Source organism: Pseudomonas sp. NPDC089918, assembly GCF_050280605.1.
In the GTDB taxonomy this organism is placed as follows: Bacteria; Pseudomonadota; Gammaproteobacteria; order Pseudomonadales; family Pseudomonadaceae; genus Aquipseudomonas.
This window is the reverse complement of the sequence record NZ_JBNNVP010000050.1, coordinates 1-17,338: the sequence shown is the minus strand read 5'-3', so window position 1 is coordinate 17,338 and position 17,338 is coordinate 1. Positions and strand designations below refer to the sequence as shown.

Genomic DNA, 17,338 nt, shown 5'->3' with positions numbered 1-17,338 from the left:
TCCTGACGATAATTAGAAATCATGAATTTACCTGCCCCCATCACGCTGTTCACCCCCAGCTGGCATGCCGAGCTGGAACTCGGCTACGCCCGTTTCGGCGACAGCACACGCCCGGTGCAGCGCCGCCACAAAGGCCCGCTGCGGGTGCAGAAGCATCTGTACGCCGAAGGCCCCGAGGTGTGTCAGCACATCATCGTCCACCCGCCGGGCGGGATTGCCGGGGGTGACCGGCTGGACATCTCGGCCAGCGTCGGCACGCACGCCTGGGCGCAAATCACCAGCCCCGGCGCCGCCAAGTGGTATCGCGCGGCAGGGCCGGCTTATCAGAAACTCGACCTGCGCGTGGCCGCCGGTGCTACGTTGGAGTGGCTGCCGCAAGAGACGATTATCTTCAGCGATGCTCAGGCGGAACTCAGCACCCGCATCGACCTTGAGGGCGATGCGCGGTTGTTCTACTGGGATGTGGTGGCGCTGGGTCGCCCGGCCAGCGGTGAGCGTTTCGATCTCGGGCATTTTCAGGCGCATCTGGATATCCGTCGCGACGGCCAGTTGCTCTGGCACGAACGCCAGCGCATTGTCGGCAATGATGGTTTGCTGGATTCGCCGATAGGGCTGGACGGCCAACCGGTGTTTGCGACGTTGCTGGTGACGGGTGAAATTGATAGCGAATTGCTGCTGAAGTGCCGCTCGTTGCCCAATGACGTGCGCGGGGATCTGACGCAGTTGCCGGGGCTTTTGGTCGCCCGATGCCTGGCCAGTGAAGCGCTGTTGGCACGTGGTTGGTTGATTGATTTGTGGCGGTTATTGCGCCCGGCGTTGCTGGGGCGAGAAGCCGTCCAGCCAAGAATATGGGCCACCTGAATGATGCTTTTATGTGGGAGCGAGCCTGCTCGCGATGGCGATCGCACAGTCAACATCTTCGCTGGATGTGATGACCTCATCGCGAGCAGGCTCGCTCCCACAGGTAACTCGTTCACAAATCCGAATACCTTTTTATCTGCCCAGATGGATTCCAAACGATGGACCTGACCCCACGCGAAAAAGACAAGCTGCTGATCTTCACCGCCGGCCTCGTGGCCGAACGACGTTTGGCTCGCGGCGTGAAACTCAATTACCCGGAGGCCATGGCCTACATTTCCGCGGCGTTGCTCGAAGGCGCTCGTGACGGCCAGACCGTGGCCGAGCTGATGCATTTTGGCACCACCCTGCTCAGCCGCGAACAAGTGATGGAAGGCATCCCGGAAATGATTCCGGAGATCCAGGTCGAAGCGACGTTTCCCGACGGCACCAAACTGGTCACCGTTCACCAACCGATCGCCTGAGGCCGCGCCATGACTTACCACATCCGCGATGCGTTGCACGCCGACCTGCCAGCGATCCGCGACATCTACAACGACGCCGTACTCAATACCACGGCGATCTGGAACGAACAGGCCGTGGACCTCGGTAACCGCCAAGCCTGGTTCAGCGCCCGGCAAGATCAGGGCTATCCGGTGCTGGTGATCGTCGACGGCGACAACAGCGTACTCGGCTACGCTTCATTCGGTGACTGGCGCCCGTTCGACGGGTTCCGCCACACGGTCGAGCACTCGGTGTACGTGCGCAACGACCAGCGAGGCAATGGCCTCGGGCCGCAACTGATGGAAGTGCTGATCGAACGCGCCAAAGGCTGCAACAAACACGTGATGGTCGCCGCCATCGAAAGCGGTAACGGCGCCTCGATCCGGCTGCACGACCGGGCCGGTTTTGTCGTCACCGGCCAAATGCCGCAGGTGGGTACCAAGTTCGGCCGCTGGCTGGACCTGACCTTCATGCAACTGATCCTCGACCCGGGCGCAATGCCACCCGGTCCCCACAAGGAGTGATACCCATGAACGCCGCCCAACTGCGCCGCGTCAACGTTGAAAGCTTTGCGCACTATCGTCAGGGTTTGATTGATTTGTTGCTCGACGCCGTCGGTTATGGCGCCAGCGTCGGGTTCATGGCGGATCTGGATGCGACCCAGGCCCGAGCCTATTTCGATGAAGTCCAGGAGAACCTGAACAAAGGCAACGTGCTGCTCTGGGTGGTGGTCAAGGACGAACAGGTACAGGCCAGCGTGCAATTGACGTTGTGCCAGAAAGCCAATGGGCTGAACCGCGCCGAAGTGCAGAAACTGCTGGTGCGTGAACACGCCCGTCGTCGCGGCCTGGGCCAACAGATGATGCATGCCGTTGAGCTCGCGGCCCGCCAACACAAACGCGGCATGCTCTACCTCGACACCGAAGCCGGCTCCCCCGCCGAAGACTTCTACAAGGCTTTGGGTTACACCCGCGCCGGTGAAATCCCCGACTACGCCTGCGACCCGAACGGCCGCTACAAACCGACGGCCCTTTACTACAAGATTCTCCAAGGAGCCCATTGATGATTCCCGGTGAATACCAGATCCAGCCCGGCGACATCGAACTCAACGTCGGCCGCCGCACCCTCAGCCTGAAGGTGGCCAACAGCGGTGACCGACCGATCCAGGTCGGCTCGCATTATCACTTCTTCGAAACCAACGACGCCCTGACCTTCGACCGCGCCGCCAGCCGCGGCATGCGCCTGAACATCCCCGCCGGCACCGCCGTGCGCTTCGAGCCGGGGCAGAGCCGCGAGGTCGAGCTGGTAGACCTGTCCGGGCATCGCCGGGTGTTCGGGTTTGCCGGGCGGGTCATGGGCGACCTCGACTAACTGATCGTTCCCACGGTCCCCCGTGGGAATGCATCCCGTGACGCCCCGCGTCACATAACGGCGGACGCAGAGCGTCCATGGCGGCATTCCCACGCAGAGCGTGGTAACGATCAATGAAGGAACTGCAATGAAGATTTCCCGTCAGGCCTACGCCGACATGTTCGGCCCCACCGTCGGTGACAAGGTCCGTCTGGCCGACACCGAGCTGTGGATCGAAGTGGAACAGGACTTCACCACCTACGGCGAAGAAGTGAAATTCGGCGGCGGCAAAGTCATTCGCGACGGCCAGGGCCAGAGCCAGTTATTGGCCGCAGAGGTCGTTGACACCCTGATCACCAACGCGCTGATCATCGACCACTGGGGCATCGTCAAGGCGGACGTCGGCCTCAAGAACGGGCGCATCGCCGCCATCGGCAAGGCCGGCAACCCGGACATCCAGCCGAACGTCACCATCGCCGTCGGCGCCAGCACCGAAGTCATTGCCGGTGAAGGCATGATCCTCACCGCCGGCGGCATCGACACGCATATCCACTTCATCTGCCCGCAGCAGATCGAAGAAGCGTTGATGAGCGGCGTCACTACCATGATCGGCGGCGGCACCGGGCCGGCCACCGGCACCAATGCCACCACTTGCACCTCCGGGCCGTGGCACCTGGCGCGCATGCTTCAGGCCGCCGATGCGTTCCCTATGAACATCGGCTTCACCGGCAAGGGCAACGCCAGCCTGCCGGAACCGCTGATCGAGCAGGTCAAGGCCGGCGCCATCGGCCTCAAGCTGCACGAAGACTGGGGCACCACCCCGGCGAGCATCGACAACTGCCTGAACGTCGCCGACCTGTACGACGTTCAAGTGGCGATCCACACCGACACCCTCAACGAGTCGGGCTTCGTCGAAACCACCCTCGCCGCCTTCAAGGGCCGCACCATTCATACCTACCACACCGAAGGTGCCGGCGGCGGCCATGCCCCGGACATCATCAAGGCCTGCGGTTTTGCCAACATATTGCCGAGCTCGACCAACCCGACCCGGCCGTTCACCCGCAACACCATCGACGAACACCTCGACATGCTGATGGTCTGTCACCACCTGGACCCGAGCATTGCCGAAGACGTGGCCTTCGCCGAAAGCCGCATTCGCCGCGAAACCATTGCCGCCGAAGACATCCTTCACGACCTCGGCGCCTTCTCGATGATCAGCTCCGATAGCCAGGCCATGGGTCGGGTCGGTGAAGTCATCACGCGCACCTGGCAGACCGCCGACAAAATGAAAAAGCAGCGCGGCCCGCTGCCACAGGATGGCGAAGGCAACGACAACTTCCGCGCCAAACGCTACATCGCCAAATACACCATCAACCCGGCAATCACCCACGGCATCAGCCATGAAGTGGGCTCGGTGGAAGTGGGTAAATGGGCGGATCTGGTGCTCTGGCGCCCGGCGTTTTTCGGGGTCAAACCGACGCTGATCCTCAAGGGTGGAGCCATTGCGGCCAGCCTGATGGGTGACGCCAACGCTTCGATCCCGACGCCGCAGCCGGTGCATTACCGTCCGATGTTCGCCAGCTACGGCGGCTCGCTGCACGCCACCAGCCTGACGTTTATCAGCCAGGCGGCGCAGGAAGCCGGTTTGCCCGAAACGTTGGGCCTGAAAAAGAAAATCGCGGTGGTCAAAGGTTGCCGTGACGTGCAGAAAACCGATCTGATTCACAACGATTACCTGCCAAACATCGATGTCGATCCGCAGACCTATCAGGTCAAAGCCGACGGTGTGTTGCTGTGGTGTGAACCGGCAGAAACCCTGCCGATGGCTCAGCGCTACTTCCTGTTTTGAGTCGCTGGATACGTCACAAGCAAAGGCCTCGAACATCTGTGTCGAGGCCTTTGCTTTTGCCCGCATTGCTAACGGTGTGCAACCCCAAACAGCGCTAAGCGGGCCCGATCCATCGCTTGCCGGGTCAGTATTCTCAACCGTTGCCTGATTTGCTGATCGATGTCCTCCAGCGCCTGGGTGTAGTCATCGTCACTCATGAGCTGACCCTCGGCGAAGTCGTTTTCGTCGTTGCCCAACTCGCGACACAACTGGTTGACCTGCACATCCAGGGCAGACTTCGCCTTCGGGGCAACCGCCTCGGCCCGACGTAGCAACGCCTCCTGTAACTCGGTGGTGGCGTCAATCCGTCGTTTCAAGCCATTCAGTTCATCAGGGTACGAAGTCTCCAGCCAGGTTTTCCAGACAGGTTGCTCAAGCAACCGATCCGGCAGCAGATCACCTTCCTCCAGCGCCACGATCCGCTCGAACGCCGCGTCGATCATCTGCCGGGTCACCCCGGCGATCTTGCGAAACTGCATGCCCCGGGCCTGCCATGGCAGAGACAGACGCTCGGCCAGGTCGGTCATGTAGGCCAAGTGGACTTCCACTTCATCGATCGTGCCGGTGACATTGTCATGTTCGTCAACCCGCCGGAACTGCTCGCCTGCCGCCACCCGCGCGGCGACCCGTTGACGGGCGATGGCGCCGATCTCATCGAGGCGAGACTTGCCCAGCGCCAGTTCCAGCAATTGTGGTTCGATCAGGTCCAGACGACCCAGGGCATAGGCCTCATGGATCAACACCTGCACCCCCATGGCGTTGAACAGTTGCGTCCCACCGTCCACGCATTCGGTGGGCGCGGCGGCTTCGGCGAACAACCTGACCCGCAGTTCGCTGTTCTGTGCCATGGCCTCGAGCATCCGCCAGACCTTGGCGGTCAAGTCCACCCGATAGGCGCCGCCGGCCGTGAAGTCGGCAGACTGGGTGAGCCTGCGGATTTCATTGAAGAACGGTAGCGAGTCGAACTCATCCTCAACGTCATACCAGACTTCCTGCGCGGCCAGCCATTGCGACTCCGTCAGCCCCTGAGACCACTCCAAACTGTCCAGCGTGCCTCGGGGCGGATACAGACGCTCGGGGTCCAGGCCGACCGACTCGATGTATAACCTGAGGGTGTTCAGATTGTCCGGCGAGATCCAGCGCGGCTCTTGACTGATCAATGTGCGCGCCAACAATTCGGCGCGAAATGAGCCGGGAGCGACATCTGGTACCCGAGTGATCGGGTTATAGCGCAAATCCAGATGAATATTGTGTGGGCGCGGCTGGGAAAACAGACCCACAGGCCAACTGTCCAGACCCGTCTCGCTTAGCAACAGTGTCTGCAGGCCCGGCATCCGACTGACGTCAGGGTTGATCTTCAACGGGTTGCCGCTCAAGTCTAAAGACCTCAGGCGGGTCAACCTCTTCAGACGTGCGACCGCCAGCACATCCAGTTCAATGCGGTTGTCATTGAGGTACAGATCGGTGAGATGGCTCATGTCACTGACCGCCTGCGGAATAGTGGTCAGCCGATTGCCTTGCAGGTTGAGCTGCCTGACCCGATGGAACGCCTCCAAAAAAGGCTCAGCCTGCGCAGTGAGCTCGCCATTGCTCAGGCTCAGCATGGTGACATGGTCAAAGTTGGCTTCCAGCTTCGGCAGGGTCGCCAGGTGGCGACCCATCATTGGAATGTTGTCCAGCAGCAATGCCTGGGGCAGAACCACACCCGCTGCCTCGGATCCCGGTGGCCCGGCTCGGCGCCAGCACTGCCTGATCGTTTTATAGAGCAGGTTTCGCGACCGCCCCTCCGCCAGACCCGCCGAGCTGAATCGAAACGAGGCGGTGGGCGATTTCAGCCAGCGTTGCAGCGCCCGGTTCAACTGATTGAACTCAACCTCCAGCGCTGTAAGACGCTCATGCGCCGAGCCGCCATTCTGAGTGAACCCCGCCAGCAACGTCTCGACCTGCTCTTGTGTGAACCCCGGATATAGCGAACAGGCTCGACGACGCAACCCCAAACCGTGCGGTGCTTGCTGCGCGTAACTTTGCATACCGCCACGAAGACGCATGATGGACGGATCATAAAAAGGCTTGAGAACAGGGTTTTCCAGCAATACAGGCTCAAATCGGTCGCGCACCAGCGGATGTGTCTGGATCCTGTTTTCCAGCCGTTGCGCCTCGTGGATATCAAAGCCCAGGGTTGTGCGCTGGGTATCGGGTAACGCGTGCAGCACCGCGGCATACAGTGTGTCGTCACCATGCAGGTGCTGATCGAGCGCATCCCTTGCCTGGTATTGGCCGTCTTCCCCGAGAATCAACAGCTTGCGCATCGGTGCGTCCACCGGGCCGATACTGTCGAATAACCGGCCTTGAGCCGAGTATTCGCGAATTTCCAGCCGCAGATCATCCGGCCAGCCTGGCAGGGTCTCAAGCGAGTGCAAGGCCAGCCGGGTCGTGTCGGTGCTGTACAGTTCTTTGAGGTATAGCCCTTCATAAGCGCGAGCCAAGCGTATTTGCTGCTCCGCGTGTCGGGCCTGTTGTGCCAGGTTCAGGGGCGTGCGTTGTTTCTCGTTCAAATGTTGCAAGTCCGCGGGATCGGCATGACGCAACAGATCCTCGGCCATGCTGATCGAGAGATCCGGATAGTCGCTTTTGAGCCGTCGCACCAACAGATTGTCCGAGCGTTCGCGACGCGAATACAGGTAATCGAAAAGTCGCCTTTGCGATTGTCGTGCCTGCCCGCCAAGCAGCTCTCGGGTGGCCTTGATACGCGCCTGACGGTCACCGCCCAGCCATTGGCCAAGGAGTTCACGAAGCTCATGCTCATCAAGGAACTCGACAACCCGCTCAGGTAACATTCCGGCGACAAGCTCTTGTCGGCTCATGCGCAATGTATGCGCCGGTAACGCACTGGCAAAACCCTCCTTGATCGACGGGCCTGACAGATTCGCTGCGTCGAAAATCTCGATGGCCTTGCCCTCGGGCCAGCCCCGCACCTCAGTCATGAACCGCGGTACAAGCTCAGCCCATTCGTCATCGATCCGATTGCCGAGAATTCGTCCTGCGCAATCCTCGGCATCGGCATACGCGTTAAAGCGCTTAAGCGTGTCGCGCAATGAGGCGGGCGGCGTTTCGTGCTCCACGTGGAGCCAGCGCAGCCTATCCTCATGCACGCCGCTGACGACCGATATGTGTTCCAGGGTTTCATCGGAGAACCTATCCACTGAAGCCCCCAGACGCCGGAGCAACCGGCTCTTGTCCCATTCAAGCGGTTGATCGAGTTCGGTCTTCCAGCTGCCGGCGCCGTTGTGCTCCAGCAGCGGCTGATAAGCATCGGGCCGGCTCGGATGCTGGAGGCGATGCTGCCCGGTCTCCGGATCCTGCATCAACGCATAGCATTTGTCGTCGAGCCGCAGCAGGTCCTGTTCTTGATACCGCAACAGGCCCTCTTCGCTGACCGGTGCATCCACCGGCAAGACCATCGCTTGTTCATAGGGTTTCAGGTCCGGGTTCCACAACCGCTCCTTGCCGGCCACCTCCACCGGTTTGAGATCTTCGACAAATGGCGAGATGTTGATCGGGGCCAGCCTGCCGCTGGGCAAAACGTGCCCGGCGCCCATGAGCGCCAACTGCGCAAAGTTGATCAACACGCCGTTGATGTACGCCGAGGCCTGCGCCTTATCACCCTTACTCCAGTCTTCGATGCCCTCGGCCAGTTCCGCGAGCATTTGCGCGACCATGATTCCCAGCATGGCTTCGCCAAGACCGGGCACCAGCATCGCGGTGAAATTGAAGAGGTTCCAGCCAACCGACAGATAGCTGGTCAAGCGTTTGAAGCGGGCGGTGGCGTCTTCGTCGTCGGTCGGCACGGCGATGCATCGCGCATCGGCAATGGCCTTGTCGCGGCGTTCGAGAAACAGTGTCTGCCACAACTCACCGGTAATGAGATTGGTGAATGGTTCTGCGTTGGGGTTCTCGACCGCCGTTTCGCGCCACCACGGGCCCATGTCGAGAGGTTCGCGCTGCTGCCAGGTGAAGGTCGTGAGGCGCTCGTTGACCCGGGCAAAAAAGGGCCCTTTATCTTTGTGTGCCACAAATCGGCTGAAAAAGGTCTGGTACCCGGTATTTCGCAACTGACCGAGCAGGGTTGTCATGAACGCGGCCAGCGATGGGTATTCCTTCAACGGCTGTTGCGGATCCTCCGGCACATAAGCGATCAGCGGACCGGATAAACGGCTCTGCCGGTAAATATCTTCTCTGCGCAACAGTTCATCGTCTACACCCTGCGCACCATTGGCAAAGAACGCCTGCAACAGTTTGTATTGCTCGTATTCTCGCCCTGGCAACACTGGAATGCGCTGCGACCAGTCCAGCCAGAACTTCAAGGTGACGGGGGTCAGGGCATCGATGGCGCGTTTGATCTGCGACGGTTCGCTGACCGCGCTGAACAACACGATGCCGGTCAACCTGAAACCCATCAGCGATAAACGATGAGCGTGCAACGGGCGGTCGTACAACGTGATACCCGCGCGGTTCTCACAGACATCGCACAGTTTGGCGTAGGCGTGATCGCTGATATCGCCCTTCAATCGGGCAACCAGCGCCGCCACCTGAAAGGCTGCCTTCTCGCTGGCGATTGAATCTTGCTGCAAGGTTCGCTGCGCCATGGGTGTTGCGGGCAACAGGATGGATTTGATGTGTTGCTGGTATTGCTCACCAATGTTCAGACTTCGGCATAACGACGCAAACCTAGGCAACGTGATCTGCGGGACCCGCGCAAGAACGCCACGGGCATTCTTGCGATAGATACCCGAGCTGCTGCGCCATGCATCTGGCCCGGTTTCAGACGTTTCGAAATTATGTAATGCCGCCTCCAACAAGGTAGATGAGCGGACGCGACTGGCACCGGTATCGATGCCAAAGATAATCTTGCTCGGCACTTCAAGTTGCACGACCCAATCATCAACGTTTTCGACCACATTAAAGTTTTCTTTTAATAACGAACCGAGCAGAGGCTCGGCGAATGTCTTTATCTCCTGTTGCAAATTAGCCAGCGTCTTGTCCAGCACGGCCTGCAAGCGCCAGCGCCGTTCAATCAGTGCTTTAAGCTGTTGGCGGTCAATGGCTCGCGCCTCGCCATACCAATCGGGAGTCTGTGGATCCAGTTCCGTCAGGGCTTTCAACCTCGGCGCCGATGCACGCTTGATTGAGTCCGGGATAACACCGAGTACGCGACTGTAATGCCTGCCGTTGTTTTCGATTTGAGATGCTTCAGATTCCAGCGAATTGCTTCCATGCAAATCAGCCACTGTTCAATCACCTTGCTGTCAGGTCGGGAATCAACAGCTTTATTCACCCTCGGCCAAAACAAAAGACGAAATATCGGGTAAGCCCCCCCTTGAAAAGCCACTGGAACCTTCGAAAATCATGTGGCCGAAAATACACAGATACCACCACGCAGCCGCGGGCCTATGCCAACCGGTGAGCGGTCTTCTTTTCGCAATCAAAAGCGCTACTATGCGACTCGCTGTCTCGCACTCAGGTAACCGCCATGCGCCTTTCCGAATTCATCGTGTTACACGTTGACCGCATCGTCGATGAATGGGAGCAATTCGCCAAAACCATCACCCCTGCCGCCGAATCCATGGACCGCACCGCACTGCGCGACCATTCAAGGTCGATCCTGCTGGCGGCTGCGCGGGACATGACCAAGCCCCAGAGCGCCAGCGAGCAGCTGGCCAAAGCCCGTGGCGAAGGCCCGGAAAAGACCCCGAGCCTGGACGAAGCCGGCGCCAGCCATGGCGAGCTGCGGCATACCGTGGGGTTTGACCTGGTACAGATGACCAGCGAGTTCCGCCATCTGCGCGCCTGCGTGATCCGCTTGTGGGTCAACAGCCTGGACACCCCCGACATCGCCTATTTCCAGGACATGATCCGTTTCAACGAAGCCATCGACGAAGCCCTGGCCGAATCTACGGCGGCCTATGCCGAGCAGGTCAATCACTCCCGGGACATTTTTCTGGCAATTCTTGGCCATGACCTGCGCGCACCGCTGCAAGCGGTGAGCATGTCCACCGAAATACTGATGCGTAAAACCAACCTTGAGGGCGACGCATTGACCTGTGCGCTCCACATCAAGCGTGGCACCCGCCACATGGCGGTGATGGTCGGCGATTTGCTGGAGCTGGTCCGCAGTCGCCTGGGCAAGAGCCTGCCGATCGAACCGGCGCCCATAAATCTGGCCGATACGGCGCGTGAAGCGATTGCCCAGGCCTGCGCCGCTCAGCCACAATGCGATCTGACATTGAGCGTCGAAGGCGATACCCAAGGTGTGTGGGATGGCCGAAGGCTGGATCAGATGCTGCAGAACCTGATCGGCAATGCCTTGCAACACGGTTCGAACAACAGCGCGGTCAAGCTCACCCTCAGGGGCGAAGCGGACAGCGTTCGGCTCACCGTGCACAACGACGGTGCGCCGATTCCACCCGAGGCGCTCCCCACGATCTTCGATCCGCTGGTACGCAGTGCCGACGAATCGCTCAACGGGCCGACCACCAGCCTTGGTCTGGGACTGTTCATCGTCAAGGAAGTGGTCAAGGCCCATCAAGGGACGATCGACGTCAGCTCCAATGAGGCCGATGGCACGATGTTTACCGTGGTGTTGCCCAGGAAGGGGTGAAGCAGGGGGACCGCGTTATCGTTCATCGCGAGCAGGCTCGCTCCCACAGAGGATCGTTGGTGTTCACAAATCCTGTGTTCGCAGCAGATCACCTGTGGGAGCGAGCCTGCTCGCGAAAGCAACCTGACAGGCAATGCAGAAGCATCAGAACGACTACTCGACCAGCAACCGCCCCAACCGCTGCCTGAGCATGCGGTTCTCTGCCCGCAGTTGCTGGACTTCTTCCAGCAGGTTCAGCGCCAGGGCGACGCCTTCCCATTCCAGCTCCAGATCGCGCCGCAGCTTGGCAGCGCGCTTGGCCAGTGCCAGTTCATAATCGGTGAAACGCCAATCCTTGGGCTGTGCTCCCTGAGGTTCGAGGATGCCGTGCTCAACGATCTCAATCACGTGCACCTCCGACAGCTCGGTTGCCTCACAGAATTCTGCCAGGTCCAATAGAACGATCACAGGGTCGCTCATGATTGGCTACTCCTATCTCTGAATCAAAAGTTCTCTCGCGGATCGAAAGCGGCTTTTTTCGCCAGCTCTTCCCACAACGCCTTGACGTCATGATCGAGTTTTTTCGGCATCACTGCCTTGAGCTGCACGAACAGATAGCCACGGTGACCAGCCTTGTGCAGCAGGCCGTGGCCCTTGGCGCGCATGCGCTGGCCATTCTGGCTGCCGGCCGGAACCTTGAGGTTGATCTTGCCGGTCAGGGTCGGCACCGCGACTTCGGTCCCCAGCGCCAGCTCCCACGGAGCCAGCGGCAAGGTGATGATCAGGTTCTCGCCTTCGACGTCGAATTTGGGGTGCGGCGCAAAACGGATGGTCAGGTACAAATCGCCATTGGCTCCGCCACCGATGCCCGGAGCGCCTTGGCCCTTGAGGCGGATGCGCTCACCGTCGGTCACGCCAGCGGGGATCTTCACGTTCAGGCTTTTGCTGGTGTTGCTGACATGCTGGCCGGCAGCGTTGTAATGCGGCACCTGGAAGCTGACCTTCTTCGATTCGGTCGAGAGGGTTTCTTCCAGAAAAACCGGTAATTCCATTTCCACGTCTTGCCCTCGACGCCCGGCACTATGGCCCGACCGTCCACCACCACTGAAACCCGGACCACGGTTGCCGAAGATCGAACTGAAAAAGTCCGAGAAATCGCCCGTGTCCTGACCACCACCCCCGAAACCACCGCGGCTCTGCCAACCCGGTGGGCCCTGAAAGGGCTGACCGTGGTGGCCGTATTTGCGCAAGTCGTCGTATTCGGCGCGCTTGTCGGCGCTTTTCAGCGCTTCATAGGCTTCCGAAGCGTCCTTGAATTTGGCCTCGGCGTCCTTTTCCTTGCTGACATCGGGGTGGTATTTGCGCGCCAGCTTTCGATAGGCGGCCTTGATCGCCTTATCGTCCGCGGTCGGCTCCACACCGAGAATCTTGTAATAGTCTTTGAAGTCCATCGAGGGAATCACCATCCATTATCGAAATCGCGCAGCCAGGCACAGCATGCTCTTGTTTGCAGCGTTTGGATTGACCGATCTCAAGGTTGTGACCGGGCAGCGCATCAGAAGTTTATCGGCAGCAGGGCGCGGTTCTTGCAGTCGCCCCAGGGGTTGCCAAGTCTATGCAGGGAAGTTTGGGGGTGATTGGGCATCTTTCAAGCGCTGAGCGCTGCGATTTAACGGATAGTCGGCCTACGAATCTTCGCCGCACTGACATACACTGCGCGGCCGTTTTTTAACCGGAACTTGAAAGACATGAAAAACGCATCTCCAGCCCGTGCCTGTGGTATCGACTTCGGCACATCCAACTCCACCGTCGGCTGGCTGCGCCCCGGCATGGAAACGCTGATCGCGCTGGAGGACGACAAGATCACCCTGCCCTCGGTGGTCTTCTTCAATATGGAAGAACGCCGCCCGGTGTACGGCCGGCTGGCGCTGCACGAGTACCTGGAAGGCTATGAAGGCCGGCTGATGCGCTCGCTCAAGAGCCTGCTGGGTTCCAAACTGATCAAGCACGACACCAGCGTCCTCGGCACGGCGATGCCGTTCAAGGACCTGCTCGGCCTGTTCATCGGCCAGTTGAAGAAGCGTGCCGAAGCCGCTGCCGGTCGGGAATTCGAGGAAGTGGTGCTGGGCCGGCCAGTGTTTTTCGTCGATGACGATGAAATGGCCGACCAGGAAGCAGAAAACACCCTGGTAGACGTGGCCCGCGCCATCGGTTTCAAGGATGTCTCGTTCCAGTACGAACCGATTGCGGCGGCATTCGACTATGAGTCGACCATCGAAAAAGAAGAGCTTGTCCTGATTGTGGACATCGGCGGTGGTACCTCGGACTTCTCGCTGGTGCGCCTGTCGCCTGAGCGCCGCAACCACGACAACCGTCACGACGACATTCTCGCCACCGGTGGCGTGCATATCGGCGGGACCGATTTCGACAAGCAGCTGAGCCTGCAAGGCCTGATGCCGCTATTTGGCTACGGCAGCCGGATGAAGAGCGGCGCCTATATGCCGACCAGCCACCACATGAACCTGGCGACCTGGCACACCATCAACTCGGTGTACTCGCAGAAGTCGACCCTGGCCTTGGGCAGCATGCGTTACGACATCGAAGACACCGGCGGCATCGATCGCCTGTTCAAACTGATCGACCAGCGCGCCGGCCACTGGCTAGCCATGGAAGTGGAAGAAACCAAGATTCAATTGACCCACGCCGACAGCCGCCATGTGCCACTGGATCGGATCGAGCCGGGTTTGAGCGTGGAACTGAGCCGGGCACTGTTCGAATCGGCCATCGACAATCTGCTGGAGCGGGTGCGCAACAGCGTGACCCAATTGCTGGCAGACGCCAATGTGCGGGTCGATCAGGTGGACACCGTGTTCTTCACCGGCGGTTCGAGCGGAATCCCGGCGCTGCGCAACAGCGTCTCGGCGATGTTGCCGAATGCGCGGCATGTGGAAGGGAACATCTTCGGCAGCATCGGCAGCGGGTTGGCGATTGAAGCGGCCAAGCGTTACGGCCCGATGGATTGACCTGAAATCCTGTAATGATCGTTCCCACGCTCTGCGTGGGAATGCCGCCATGGACGCTCTGCGTCCGCTGTTGAGGCTGTGACGCGGAGCGTCACGGGATGCATTCCCACGCAGAGCGTGGGAATGATCGGGCGGGGTTACACCATCCCCACCTGCTTCAACTCACTCTTCAGATACGCGTAATAAATCGGCCCCGCCACCACCCCCGGCAGGCCGAACGCGGCTTCGAACACCAGCATTGCCAGCAGCAACTCCCACGACTTGGCACTGATCTGCCCGCCAACGATGCGCGCGTTGAGGAAGTATTCGAGCTTGTGGATAACGATCAGGTAACCCAGCGCCGCCACCGCCACCCAGATCGACAGCGACAAGCCGACGATGGTGATCAACGTGTTCGAAATCAAGTTGCCGATCACCGGCAGCAGGCCGAGCAGGAAGGTCAGCACGATCAGGGTTTTGGTCAGCGGCAGCTTGATCCCGAACATCGGCAGGACCACCGCGAGAAAAATCCCGGTGAAGAAGGTGTTGAGCAGGGAAATCTTGATCTGGGCGAAAACGATGTTGCGAAACGCCTGGACCAACAGGTGCAAACGGTCGAACAGCGCCGCGGCCAACGGTTTGCGCTTGGTCACATCCGGAGCTCGCTGCAAGGCAATGATCGCCCCCAGCACCATGCCGATCAGCAGCGTCACGAACATGTGCGCCGCGTCCTTGCCCACCAGTTGCAAATCACTGAGGTGCTTGCTCATCCACTGACCGATGGCCACGCGAAACTCGGCGGCACTGGCCGGCAAATAAGCGTCGATGAACGGCGGCAACTGCCCGCGTGCGCGGTCGACCACGACCATGAATTTGTCGAGAGAAGCACCAGGGTTTTCCGCCTCGTGCAGCAGAAAACTGATCGCACCGGCAAAGATCAGCGCCAGCACGCTGACCACCAATGTCCCCAGCAACGCCACCGCCAGCCAGCGCGCACGGCGGCCTTCGATCAGCCGCTGCAATTGCGGCGTGAGCATGTTGACCAGTTCGAACACCAACAACCCGGCCAGCAGGCTGGGCAGTAATCGCAGAGGGAGCACCAGCAGCAAACCACCAAAAATGATGACCCAGCTGATAAGCAACAAGACCTGACGCTGAGAAAACGCTGACATACAGCCTCAAAACGAACGACGTAAAAGGATTGGCAGTCTGCCAGCGATCCGGCTCCGAAGCGAGCAAACACGAACCTGTGGGAGCGAGCCTGCTCGCGATAGCATCACCGCGGTCCTTCGTGATACTGAGTCGCCTGCATCGCGAGCAGGCTCGCTCCCACCATGCTTATTTTTTCTTCAGGCAATCGCTCATGAAGGTTTTACGTGCATCACCCGTGAGGGCCTGGGTGGCGGCGGTGGCGTTGCAGGTTTTCATCTTTTCTTGTTGAGGGGTCATGGGCTTGGCGGCATCGGCGGCCGGCGCGGCTTTGAGGCAGGTGCTCATGAAGGCTTTGCGCTCGTCGCCCTTGAGGCTTTTGGCGGTAGCGTCGGCATTGCAGGTGGTCATTTTGTTCTGCTGGGCAGTGGCGGCGAAACCCTGGGAGCAGAGCAGCAAACCGACCATCAACAACGGGGCACGCAACATCTTCATGGAGTGTTCTCCTTGTTACCGCACCGATGGATGCGGCCTTGTTTCGGAGTGTAGACAAAGCCTGTTACACGTTCACCTGCTATCGAGGTGGCTGCGTCGATATTGCTCAGGTGTGCACCCGGCCTGACGCTGAAACATCGCGATGAATGCCGAGCCGGTGCTGTACCCCATGTCGAAGGCGATTTCCTGAATGCTGCGCTGGCTATCGAGCGCTTCGATCGCCGCCAGAAACCGCAACCGTTGCCGCCACTCCCCGAAACTCATGCCCAACTCGCGGACAAACTGCCGGGCCAACGTGCGTTCGCTGACGTGAATTTGCGCGGCCCAGTGCGCCAATGGTCGGTTATCCCCAGGCTCGGCCTGCAAGGCCTCAAGAATTCCAAGCAACCCGGGACTGCTGGCGTAAGGCAAATAACACTCATGCATCGGCGCCTGTTGCAGTTGGTCCACCAACACTTGAGCCAGACGCTTGTCAGCGTCGTGCTCAGGAATTTTCACATCGCGGGCGGCGAAGTCTTTCAGGATCGCCTTGAGGATGTCGCTGATCGCCAGGGTGCAAGCCTGCTGCGGCAGATCACGGCACAGCGCCGGCGCAAGGCAGACCGCGCGATAGTTGATCGGCTGATTGCTATAGAAACTGTGCTCGGTCCCGGGCGGCACCCACACCGCGTATTGCGGCGGCGACATGAAGCGGCGGCTGCCGATTTCCATGTGCAAGACCCCATTGGCCGAGTACTCGAGAGTGCCCCAAGGGTGATGGTGGGCCGAGGCGTATTCATGGGTGTTGAAGTCGGCATAACGGAAATAGACCGGGGCCGGCAGCTCGCTGAAATCCAGCAGGTCGATGTGTTTACTGTTCATGCTGTCCGGAATCAGAGGCAGATTGTCTGGATCGAAGTATAGGCATTGATTCAGACAAGCGGATAATCACCCTTCATTAACGTTCTGGTTTTTCCCGATGCAATACGCTTATCCCCTGCTGGCCATTTTCATTTGGGCCGGCAACACCGTGATCAACAAACTCGCGGTCGGCGCGATCTTTCCCGCCGAAATCGGCTTCTACCGCTGGTTGCTGGCCGCAATGCTGTTCACGCCTTTCATGCTTAAACCGGTGATCGCTCACTGGCCGTTGATCCGCCCGAATCTGGGCAGGATTTTCATCCTCGGCGTACTCGGTATGGCGGTTTATCAAAGCCTGGCCTACTTCGCTGCGACGCTGACTTCGGCCACCAACATGGGGATCATTTTGTCGCTGATGCCGTTGATGTCGCTGGCCATGGCGATTGTCAGCCTCGGCCAACGCCTGACCGCCGGTGCACTGGCCGGCTCGGTGTTGTCGTTTGCGGGTGTTTTGGTGGTGGTGTCGTCCGGCAGCCTTGGCGCGTTGCTGGAACACGGGGTGAACCTGGGTGACGCGATGATGCTGATCGCCACGCTGGCGTATGCGATTTACAGCACCCTGCTGAAAAAATGGCA

Annotated in this window: 15 protein-coding genes; 9 read left to right on the top strand and 6 right to left on the bottom strand. The window is 59.8% G+C overall.

Annotation, left to right across the window (positions count from 1 at the left end; translation table 11 throughout):
* Positions 1–21 precede the first annotated feature (21 nt).
* The 6 genes from ACQKPC_RS26130 to ureC all read left to right on the top strand — a co-directional run bounded on the left by ACQKPC_RS26130 (position 22) and on the right by ureC (position 4,540).
* Entirely contained in the window at positions 22–861 is an 840-nt protein-coding gene (locus ACQKPC_RS26130) for an urease accessory protein UreD (protein WP_427627364.1), read from the top strand.
* 158 nt (positions 862–1,019) lie between these two features.
* Positions 1,020–1,322, top strand: coding sequence for an urease subunit gamma (gene ureA, locus ACQKPC_RS26125; protein WP_007907366.1), 303 nt, complete (start codon positions 1,020–1,022; stop codon positions 1,320–1,322).
* Positions 1,323–1,331: 9 nt separating this feature from the next.
* Positions 1,332–1,865: an N-acetyltransferase family protein gene (locus ACQKPC_RS26120; protein ID WP_427627362.1), complete on the top strand. Its 534-nt coding sequence runs from the start codon at positions 1,332–1,334 to the stop codon at positions 1,863–1,865.
* Positions 1,866–1,870: 5 nt separating this feature from the next.
* Entirely contained in the window at positions 1,871–2,404 is a 534-nt protein-coding gene (locus tag ACQKPC_RS26115; protein WP_007907362.1) for a GNAT family N-acetyltransferase, read from the top strand.
* Positions 2,404–2,712, top strand: a complete 309-nt coding sequence (locus tag ACQKPC_RS26110) for an urease subunit beta (RefSeq protein ID WP_427627360.1) — start codon at positions 2,404–2,406, stop codon at positions 2,710–2,712. Before ACQKPC_RS26115 ends, ACQKPC_RS26110 begins: the two co-directional genes overlap by 1 nt.
* A 127-nt stretch (positions 2,713–2,839) precedes the next feature.
* Positions 2,840–4,540, top strand: coding sequence for an urease subunit alpha (gene ureC / locus ACQKPC_RS26105; protein ID WP_427627358.1), 1,701 nt, complete (start codon positions 2,840–2,842; stop codon positions 4,538–4,540).
* A gap of 68 nt (positions 4,541–4,608) precedes the next feature.
* Here the strand turns inward: ureC and ACQKPC_RS26100 are convergent, their stop codons facing one another.
* Entirely contained in the window at positions 4,609–9,867 is a 5,259-nt protein-coding gene (locus ACQKPC_RS26100) for a dermonecrotic toxin domain-containing protein (RefSeq protein WP_427627356.1), read from the bottom strand.
* A gap of 242 nt (positions 9,868–10,109) precedes the next feature.
* On the opposite strand from ACQKPC_RS26100, the gene ACQKPC_RS26095 reads away from it, so the two are divergent.
* Entirely contained in the window at positions 10,110–11,237 is a 1,128-nt protein-coding gene (locus tag ACQKPC_RS26095; RefSeq protein ID WP_427627354.1) for a sensor histidine kinase, read from the top strand.
* A gap of 153 nt (positions 11,238–11,390) precedes the next feature.
* Here ACQKPC_RS26095 and ACQKPC_RS26090 read toward each other — a convergent pair whose 3' ends face one another.
* Entirely contained in the window at positions 11,391–11,696 is a 306-nt protein-coding gene (locus ACQKPC_RS26090; RefSeq protein WP_427627352.1) for a chaperone modulator CbpM, read from the bottom strand.
* A 23-nt stretch (positions 11,697–11,719) separates the two neighbouring features.
* Positions 11,720–12,667, bottom strand: coding sequence for a DnaJ C-terminal domain-containing protein (locus ACQKPC_RS26085; RefSeq protein ID WP_427627351.1), 948 nt, complete (start codon positions 12,665–12,667; stop codon positions 11,720–11,722).
* 297 nt (positions 12,668–12,964) lie between these two features.
* Between ACQKPC_RS26085 and ACQKPC_RS26080 the strand changes: the two genes are divergently transcribed.
* Entirely contained in the window at positions 12,965–14,239 is a 1,275-nt protein-coding gene (locus ACQKPC_RS26080) for an Hsp70 family protein (protein ID WP_192345911.1), read from the top strand.
* Between the two features lie 137 nt (positions 14,240–14,376).
* Here ACQKPC_RS26080 and ACQKPC_RS26075 read toward each other — a convergent pair whose 3' ends face one another.
* The 3 genes from ACQKPC_RS26075 to ACQKPC_RS26065 all read right to left on the bottom strand — a co-directional run bounded on the left by ACQKPC_RS26075 (position 14,377) and on the right by ACQKPC_RS26065 (position 16,723).
* Positions 14,377–15,390 carry an AI-2E family transporter gene (locus tag ACQKPC_RS26075; RefSeq protein WP_063341719.1) on the bottom strand — a complete coding sequence of 338 codons (1,014 nt, stop codon included), beginning with the start codon at positions 15,388–15,390 and terminating at the stop codon, positions 14,377–14,379.
* A gap of 166 nt (positions 15,391–15,556) precedes the next feature.
* Entirely contained in the window at positions 15,557–15,862 is a 306-nt protein-coding gene (locus ACQKPC_RS26070; protein WP_038978747.1) for a PsiF family protein, read from the bottom strand.
* 72 nt (positions 15,863–15,934) lie between these two features.
* Complete coding sequence (locus ACQKPC_RS26065; RefSeq protein WP_008068941.1) at positions 15,935–16,723, bottom strand: AraC family transcriptional regulator; 789 nt, start codon at positions 16,721–16,723, stop codon at positions 15,935–15,937.
* A 97-nt stretch (positions 16,724–16,820) separates the two neighbouring features.
* Here ACQKPC_RS26065 and ACQKPC_RS26060 point away from each other — a divergent pair.
* The coding region (locus tag ACQKPC_RS26060; RefSeq protein ID WP_427627347.1) for a DMT family transporter at positions 16,821–17,338 on the top strand (518 nt) is incomplete at its 3' end.

Coding starts and splice junctions, on each gene's coding strand:
- ACQKPC_RS26130 (WP_427627364.1), top strand. CDS start 22: ATGAATTTACCTGCCCCCATCACGCTGTTCACCCCCAGCTGGCATGCC.
- ureA (WP_007907366.1), top strand. CDS start 1,020: ATGGACCTGACCCCACGCGAAAAAGACAAGCTGCTGATCTTCACCGCC.
- ACQKPC_RS26120 (WP_427627362.1), top strand. CDS start 1,332: ATGACTTACCACATCCGCGATGCGTTGCACGCCGACCTGCCAGCGATC.
- ACQKPC_RS26115 (WP_007907362.1), top strand. CDS start 1,871: ATGAACGCCGCCCAACTGCGCCGCGTCAACGTTGAAAGCTTTGCGCAC.
- ACQKPC_RS26110 (WP_427627360.1), top strand. CDS start 2,404: ATGATTCCCGGTGAATACCAGATCCAGCCCGGCGACATCGAACTCAAC.
- ureC (WP_427627358.1), top strand. CDS start 2,840: ATGAAGATTTCCCGTCAGGCCTACGCCGACATGTTCGGCCCCACCGTC.
- ACQKPC_RS26095 (WP_427627354.1), top strand. CDS start 10,110: ATGCGCCTTTCCGAATTCATCGTGTTACACGTTGACCGCATCGTCGAT.
- ACQKPC_RS26090 (WP_427627352.1), bottom strand. CDS start 11,696: ATGAGCGACCCTGTGATCGTTCTATTGGACCTGGCAGAATTCTGTGAG.
- ACQKPC_RS26085 (WP_427627351.1), bottom strand. CDS start 12,667: ATGGACTTCAAAGACTATTACAAGATTCTCGGTGTGGAGCCGACCGCG.
- ACQKPC_RS26080 (WP_192345911.1), top strand. CDS start 12,965: ATGAAAAACGCATCTCCAGCCCGTGCCTGTGGTATCGACTTCGGCACA.
- ACQKPC_RS26075 (WP_063341719.1), bottom strand. CDS start 15,390: ATGTCAGCGTTTTCTCAGCGTCAGGTCTTGTTGCTTATCAGCTGGGTC.
- ACQKPC_RS26070 (WP_038978747.1), bottom strand. CDS start 15,862: ATGAAGATGTTGCGTGCCCCGTTGTTGATGGTCGGTTTGCTGCTCTGC.
- ACQKPC_RS26065 (WP_008068941.1), bottom strand. CDS start 16,723: ATGAACAGTAAACACATCGACCTGCTGGATTTCAGCGAGCTGCCGGCC.